This is a genomic window from Corynebacterium sp. HMSC035E02 (assembly GCF_001836065.1).
GTDB classification, from domain to species: Bacteria; Actinomycetota; Actinomycetes; order Mycobacteriales; family Mycobacteriaceae; genus Corynebacterium; species Corynebacterium hiratae.
Genome location: NZ_KV827352.1, coordinates 1 through 6762, shown reverse-complemented (window position 1 = coordinate 6762; position 6762 = coordinate 1). Strand labels below are relative to the sequence as shown.

Genomic DNA, 6762 nt, shown 5'->3' with positions numbered 1-6762 from the left:
GACGTGTCTACTTTCCGGGGGTCAGGCCCGTAGACCACGCTGACGTACTGCGAGCCGTGATCCGAATGGTGAATGAGACCTGTTGTTTCCTCAGCACACACGATCGCCTGATTAAGAGCTTGCAGCGGCAACGCTTCGGTGCGCATGGAGTCTGATAACGCCCACCCAACGATCCGTCGGGAGTAAACGTCGGTGACAAACGCGGCATACACAAAGCCTTTCTTCGTGCGCACATACGTAATGTCAGCCACCCACAGTTTGTTCGGGCCGGGGGCTTTGAACTCACGCTCGACCAAGTCTGGGCGCAGATCCGGCCTGTTGAGGTGTACGGGTTGTGATTGGTGATCTGCCTTTGCCTTTGCCAGAAACACCAGCTAGGCGCATCAGCCGGGCGGTTTGTTCACGACCGATGTCGATTCCGTCACGGTCAAGCGCATGCCACATTGTCCGCACGCCGTAGACACCGTAATTATCCCGATGAATGGCACCAATGCGTTCAATCAGCACAGCGTCACGAAGGCGACGAGCACTTAAGCCCACGGGCTTTTGATTGGCGGTATCCACGGGACGTGATGAAACCGCCAACACGGTGGGTGTTTAACGTCTCGCAAATGAACTCGATGGAGAAACGATCCCGATACTCATCGATGAACCGGATCATTTCCGACGTTTTGGGTCGAGTTCCGACGCGAAAAAAGCCGAGGCAGCCTTCAGTAGCTCATTGGTGTCGCGTAGCTCTTGATTTTCACGGCGTAGCCTCGCGTTTTCCGCGGCCAAGTCTTCAGGCACAGGTTCTGGGATGTTTCCCGCACGACGGGCCTGCTGGGTCCACTGACGAGCCGTGTGCCATGAAACCCCCAGCTTTGGAGCTACTGCCTGGCACGCGGCTTGCATCGACATATTTTCCGCCAAGATACGGTCCTCTACAAGACGGACCACACGGTCCTTTGCATCCTGGTCAAATTTTCTTGGCATATTCCAGATTTTCCCATCTACTCAGACGGAACAAAACCTGGGACACTTCAGTCTCTCCTATCCATCTTCACACTCCTTCCACCTGAAGTGTTTGAAGTGGAAATCTTCAATTATGGTAGCCTTACCTAAACTAGGTATAATCTTTATACTTTCCGAAGGGAGTCTCTGCCGCTGCAAACACCAGCCCTGAACGGGATTCGGTCTCAACCAACGGTGGTACCGCTGGGGCATCGGCCAGCACCAGCTGAATCCGCAGGGGCGAACCACTAATTTCCATGGTGCAGACGGCAGCGTCCGATTGCAACTTTGGTGCAGATGTATCGCAGCGCCATTCGCTTCAACGGCCTGGAGGCCGCAAATGAATCGGATGTGCTGCGTATCTACCGCTAGAAACCGCAGCACATTGGAGACCAGCCGCCAAAATGGGCGAGGTTTAGAAGATGAGAAGCGAGGGCCGAGACGAATGTTAGTCCGAAGTTGAAGGTGGCTGCGAGGTTGAAATCCATCCGGAAATATCGCGAAGTTCTGGGAATTTCCCTTCCCATCGCTGGAGTACAACTCGCCGGAGTTGCATTGACCACCACGGACGTATTGATGCTGCAGTCCGTGGGCGTACTGGCGATAGCCGGCGGCGGCCTAGCGATGCAGCTTTACAACCAGATCCGCACGATGTGCGTGGGCATGGTGACGGCCGGGGCAAATCTTGTGGCTGAAGCAGCAGCAAAAATGGAAAAAGAGAAAACCTCTTGTCAAAATTGCGAGGCGGGAGCAGAACAGATCCGGCGGGCTGTGCGCTCCTCCTTCGCGGTGGCCACTGGCACTGCAATTCTCGGCGCGTTACTGGTCATCGCCCTAGGCGGATTGGTCCTTGTTCTGCCCATCGACAAGCACGTTGCCCAACTCACCTTCGCCATGACCCTTGCGCTCGCACCCGGGTTAGTCCCGATGATGTGGCTCAACGTCCTGCGCCAATTCGCCGTGGGCATGCGAAAACCCGGCTCCCTGTTAACCATCACGCTGATATCGATATTTATAAATATCGCATTGAACTGGTTATTTATGACATGGGCAGCCTCGGATCACTGGAAGGTAGCGGGCATCGGGCTTTCTACAACTGTCATCCAACTGCTTACCTTCCTGGCCTTCCGGATTGTGGTACTGCGCATTCCCGAGCTACAGCCCTATTTCCACATCCTTCCGTGTAAAGGAGATGGGGAGACTATCTGCCGCCTCGTCCGCCTCGGGGTACCAGTCAGTCTGACCTATGGCTCGGAGGCTGCAATAACAACCATCGCCGGTTTAGTGATGGGGACCTTTAGCCCACAGATGCTAGCGGCGCACAATATTGTGAACCAACTGGCGTACATCGTTTACCAAGTGTGCATCGGCTTTTCTCACGGCGGCTCGGTGCTGATCACAAGGGCTCGGGCCGAGAGTGCCGACTCAGTGCGCGAGATTACCCGACGCATATTGTTCGTCGTGGTCACGTATCTGGGAATAATGGGCGCGCTGTGGCTTCTGTTGGGCAGGTGGGTACTGCATCCTTTCTTAAAAGAGGCAGATCCCACCACCTTTCACATTGCCGTCCTGCTCCTATGTCTCGCGGTACTGCAACAGTTCGCCAAAGGAATCCAAAACGTGGCAGTGGGCCTACTGAGAGGCCTGAAAGACACCACCTCAGGGCTACGCTGCACCCTCGTCGGGTACTGGCTGGTTGGCGTCCCCGGGATTCTGATATTTGGAAAGCTCCTCGGATGGGAAGGATATGGCGTCTGGTTAGGACTCATCATGGGTTTCGCAACCACGGCGGTACTGCTGCTACGCACATATTCCCGCCGACTGAATGAACTGACTTAACGGGAATGTTGGGGGTAAAAGTTTCATCACCCATTGTAGATAAACAAAGGTATGGCTAACCTAATAGATCCACTTGGAAGAAAGGATTGCCTTGTCCCTCACGACAACTAGGGCTCGCGGTTTTAAAACCCCACGCGCCCCTCACCACCGAATGGCCCGCGTAGTCGCCTCAGCCGTCACCGCCACTGCCCTCCTTATGACCGCTGCCTGCAGCACTAACGATGAACAACAGACCGCAGATGACGGAGAAAAGCAACAGATCACCGACATTCTCGGGCGCGAAGTCGAGGTCCCGAAGAACGTCGATCGGGTCCTCATGGGCGGGCAACGGATGCTTTACACGACATCCATCCTCAACAAAGAAAACCCGCTCCAGGGCATCGTTGCCTGGCCAGATGACCTGGAGCAGAACGACCCTGGCACGTACAAGAAGTACGAACAGAAATTCTCAGAGATCGAAGATATTGAGCAAACTGGTGAAGTTTACGACGGCTCGATGTCCGTTGAGCAAGCTTTGAATTCCCGTCCAGATGTCTTCATTGTCTCCGCAAGCAGCTTCGAAGCCGCCCAGGATGCTGGCATCGTAGACGGTCTAGAAAAGGCCGGAATCCCCACGGTTACCGTCGATTACTTTACCGACCCGGTGAAGAACACCGCACCGAGCGTGCGCTTGCTCGGCAAGGTACTCGGCCACGAGAAGGAAGCGGAAGAGTATGCCGAGTTCTATGAGTCCAAGGTGAACATGGTTCAGGAGCGCCTAGAAAAAGCCAAGGCCACCCCCACACCGACCTTCCTCTGGCGAGCTCCCGGCTACTTCGACTGCTGCTCTACCTTCGCTAAGTCCAACCTAGCCCAAATTGTTAACGCAGCGGGTGGCGAAAACGTGGGCGACGATATGATCGACGCCAAGCAGGGGCAAGTCTCTCCCGAGGCGCTAGCTGAAAAAGACCCAGACGTCATCATCGCCACCGGCGCAGACTGGACCGGCGCCAAGCAGCAGCCAAAGAAGAATGGCTTTGTACCCCTGGGCTACGACGAGTCCACCGAACAGGCAGCCAAAGACTTCCAACGCGTTGTTGACGGGCAACCTGTCCTTAAGGAAATGCGGGCGGTCAAGAACAAGCGGGCCTACGCTGCGTGGCATCACTTCTACGACTCCCCATACAACTACCTAGCCATCGAGTGGTTTGCCAAAGCCATGCACCCCGACCTGTTTTCCGATGTCGACCCGCAGGCCGATTTGGAAGAACTACATGAAAAATTCCTCCCTGTGGAGGCTAGCGGCACCTTCTGGACTGGTTTGCCATGAGCCACGGAGCACGAGCGCAATCAATTGCCACCGGAAGCGAGGTGGACGACCAAAACTCTACCCCGCAACGGCAACGCCCCCGGTCAAACTGGTACCGAACAGCTAGCAGGCGAAAGGTAGCGATCATCGCAGGGCTTACGGCCCTGCTATGCGTCACCATTGCCATAGATTTCCTCATCGGCAGCAGTTTGAACGCAAATGAGGCGCTCTACGTGCTCTTTCACCCCAGCGATTCCCGCCCAATTGACTGGCAGATCATCTTTGATATACGTCTGCCTATGACCGTCACAGCGGTGCTCATCGGTGGCACCCTCGCTGCTGCCGGCGCAGAGATGCAAACCATCTTGGATAACCCCTTGGCAGAGCCCTATACGCTGGGCATTTCCGCCGCTGCGAGCTTTGGCGCAGCCTTTGCCACCGTCTCAGGATTCACCGCGGCGGGAATCGGGGCAGCGCTGGGAATGGCGGGCAGTGCTTGGGTCTTCGCCCTCGCGGCCTGTGCGGTGATCGTCCTATTCTCTCGGTCAAAGAGCTCTGGTACCGAGGGAATGATTCTGCTGGGCATAGCCATCGTGTTCCTCTTCGATGCTCTACTAGCGCTAATGCAGTACCTCGCCTCGCAGACCCAATTAGAGCAGGTGGTTTTCTGGACCTTGGGCAGCCTTACGCGCGCTACGTGGCCTCAGATCGGCCTTCTCGCGGTCATCTCACTAATCGGAATTGCTTACTTCTACCGCAATGCGTGGACGCTGACCGCGTTTCGAATGGGCGACGACCGCGCTAGGTCCATGGGTATCAATATCCCAAAGCTGCGCACGTACACGCTGGTGGGAGTCTCCCTTATGGCGGCAACTGCCGTTTCGATGGCCGGGACAATTGGTTTCATCGGACTCGTCGGCCCACATATCGCCAGGATGCTCGTTGGTGAGGACCAACGCTTCTTCCTCACCACGTCCATCATCTCAGGTGCGCTTTTGCTGACCTCAGCCTCAGTGGTATCCAAGCTGATCCAGCCTGGGGCGATTCTGCCTGTCGGCATCATCACCGCGATTGTGGGCGTTCCCGTGTTCGTCGTCCTCATTGTTTTGCGACGCCGCCCCCGAACTGTCTCCTCAACCTAATGATCGCCTCTCCCAGTACTTCCTGCCCCAGAAAGGACCCCCTCGTGGAACAACCGCCCACGGTTCCGCCAGAACCCACACTCCGGGTAGATAACCTGTGCTTTTCCCATGGAGACGAACAGATACTGAATGACGTATGTCTCCCAAAGATCGAAGCTGGAACCGTCACCGCCCTCGTCGGCCCTAATGGCGCTGGTAAGTCGACTTTGCTGCGCTGCATGGCTAACCTATGCCGATTCAGCGGCGACGTCACTGGGCCCGAGGCAGTATATTTGCCACAGGATCCCCCGCCGGAAAGCACCCTTACCGTATTCGAATCGGTACTTCTGGCACTCCAGCATTCCCGGACGGGATTCAGCGGACTACGGGTAGCCACATCCACACAGGACCGAGTCAGCTCGGTCCTCACGCGGCTGGGGCTAGAAGACCTAGAATCCCGAACAATGTCCCAGCTCTCCGGCGGCCAGCGTCAATTAGTAAGCTTCGCCCAGGCCATCGTATGCCGGCCGCAGGCATTACTACTGGACGAGCCAACCAGCGCTCTTGACCTAAGGAATCAGCTCATCCTCATGGAGCATATTCGCGCCTATGCAGCTGAAGCACCCGCGGCGGTCGTGGTTTCGATGCACGATCTTTCACAAGCAGCGCGCTTCGCTCACCGCATTGCGGTACTCCACGCGGGCACTGTATACGCACACGGAGCAGCTAAGGACGTGTTAACCGCAAAAATGTTGCGTGAAGTCTACCGCGTAGATGGAAAAGTCACCCTTACTGATGACGGTTCTGCAGCAATCACCACATCCAGAGCCATATAAGGGGCTTGAAGTGCCCCGAGTTTTGTTCCTAGGCATGTTCCTTGATTTCTATTATTCCCTGTTGCGGGTTCTTCTTCCACAATTCGGTTTCCACCTCGGCTGGGGTTCGATATCCCAGGCTTTGGTGGAGCCTTACCTCGTTCCACCATGACACCCACTCGAACGTCGCGATTTCTACCTCGACAACATCATTCCACCTGCGAGTATGGATGAGCTCATTCTTGTAAGAGCCGTTAACGTTTTCAGCTAGAGCATTGTCATTTCAGTCACCGACGGTCCCAGTGGAAGCGGCAATCCCGTGCTGGGCGAGACGCTGGTTGTAGACAACGCTGACGTACTATAAGCCGTGATCCGAATGGTGAATAAGGCCTGTTGTTTCCTTCGCGCTCACAATCGCTTGGTTGAGTGCTTGCAGCGGTAATACCTCGGTGCGCATCGAGTCCGATAATGCCCATCCGACGATCCGCCGGGAGTAAACGTCAGTGACAAACGCGGTGTACACAAAACCCTTCTTCGTACGCACGTAGGTAATGTCGGCCACCCACAGCTTGTTTAAGGCCTTGGGCTTTGAACTCACGCTCGACCAAATCCGGGCGCAGATCCGGCCTGTTGAGGTGTACGGGTTGTGATTGGTGATCCGCCTGTGCCTGTGCCAGGGACCTGACCCCTGTTTGGTAGACACCTG

The 6762-nt window shown here is 55.9% G+C and carries 7 protein-coding genes and 2 pseudogenes; 4 read left to right on the top strand and 5 right to left on the bottom strand.

The window, feature by feature from the left end; all coding sequences use genetic code 11:
- From HMPREF2635_RS13040 to HMPREF2635_RS08680, 3 genes and pseudogenes are all read right to left on the bottom strand, one after another.
- Positions 1 to 251 (bottom strand): DDE-type integrase/transposase/recombinase (locus tag HMPREF2635_RS13040; protein WP_168167659.1); only part of this gene is annotated, 251 nt, incomplete at its 3' end.
- A gap of 31 nt (positions 252 to 282) precedes the next feature.
- Positions 283 to 507 (bottom strand): IS3 family transposase, encoded by a 225-nt coding sequence (locus HMPREF2635_RS13850; RefSeq protein ID WP_371325943.1) that lies wholly within the window; start codon positions 505 to 507, stop codon positions 283 to 285.
- A 150-nt stretch (positions 508 to 657) separates the two neighbouring features.
- A pseudogene (locus HMPREF2635_RS08680) lies at positions 658 to 1000 on the bottom strand (transposase).
- A gap of 470 nt (positions 1001 to 1470) precedes the next feature.
- On the opposite strand from HMPREF2635_RS08680, the gene HMPREF2635_RS08675 reads away from it, so the two are divergent.
- From HMPREF2635_RS08675 to HMPREF2635_RS08660, 4 genes are all read left to right on the top strand, one after another.
- Positions 1471 to 2832 carry an MATE family efflux transporter gene (locus tag HMPREF2635_RS08675; protein ID WP_231732355.1) on the top strand — a complete coding sequence of 454 codons (1362 nt, stop codon included), beginning with the start codon at positions 1471 to 1473 and terminating at the stop codon, positions 2830 to 2832.
- Positions 2833 to 2983: 151 nt separating this feature from the next.
- Positions 2984 to 4141, top strand: a complete 1158-nt coding sequence (locus HMPREF2635_RS08670) for an ABC transporter substrate-binding protein (RefSeq protein ID WP_049156259.1) — start codon at positions 2984 to 2986, stop codon at positions 4139 to 4141.
- A 41-nt stretch (positions 4142 to 4182) separates the two neighbouring features.
- Positions 4183 to 5262, top strand: a complete 1080-nt coding sequence (locus tag HMPREF2635_RS08665; protein WP_049156286.1) for a FecCD family ABC transporter permease — start codon at positions 4183 to 4185, stop codon at positions 5260 to 5262.
- The gene (locus HMPREF2635_RS08660; RefSeq protein WP_049156256.1) at positions 5262 to 6077 is read left to right on the top strand and encodes an ABC transporter ATP-binding protein; all 816 of its coding nucleotides are present in this window, start codon (positions 5262 to 5264) and stop codon (positions 6075 to 6077) included. The genes HMPREF2635_RS08665 and HMPREF2635_RS08660 overlap by 1 nt, the downstream gene beginning before the upstream one ends.
- 28 nt (positions 6078 to 6105) lie before the next feature.
- Here HMPREF2635_RS08660 and HMPREF2635_RS13845 read toward each other — a convergent pair.
- Positions 6106 to 6324: pseudogene (locus HMPREF2635_RS13845) on the bottom strand (integrase core domain-containing protein); the annotation flags it as partial.
- 90 nt (positions 6325 to 6414) lie between these two features.
- On the bottom strand, positions 6415 to 6762 hold a 348-nt coding region (locus HMPREF2635_RS13840; RefSeq protein ID WP_371326318.1), incomplete at its 5' end, for a transposase.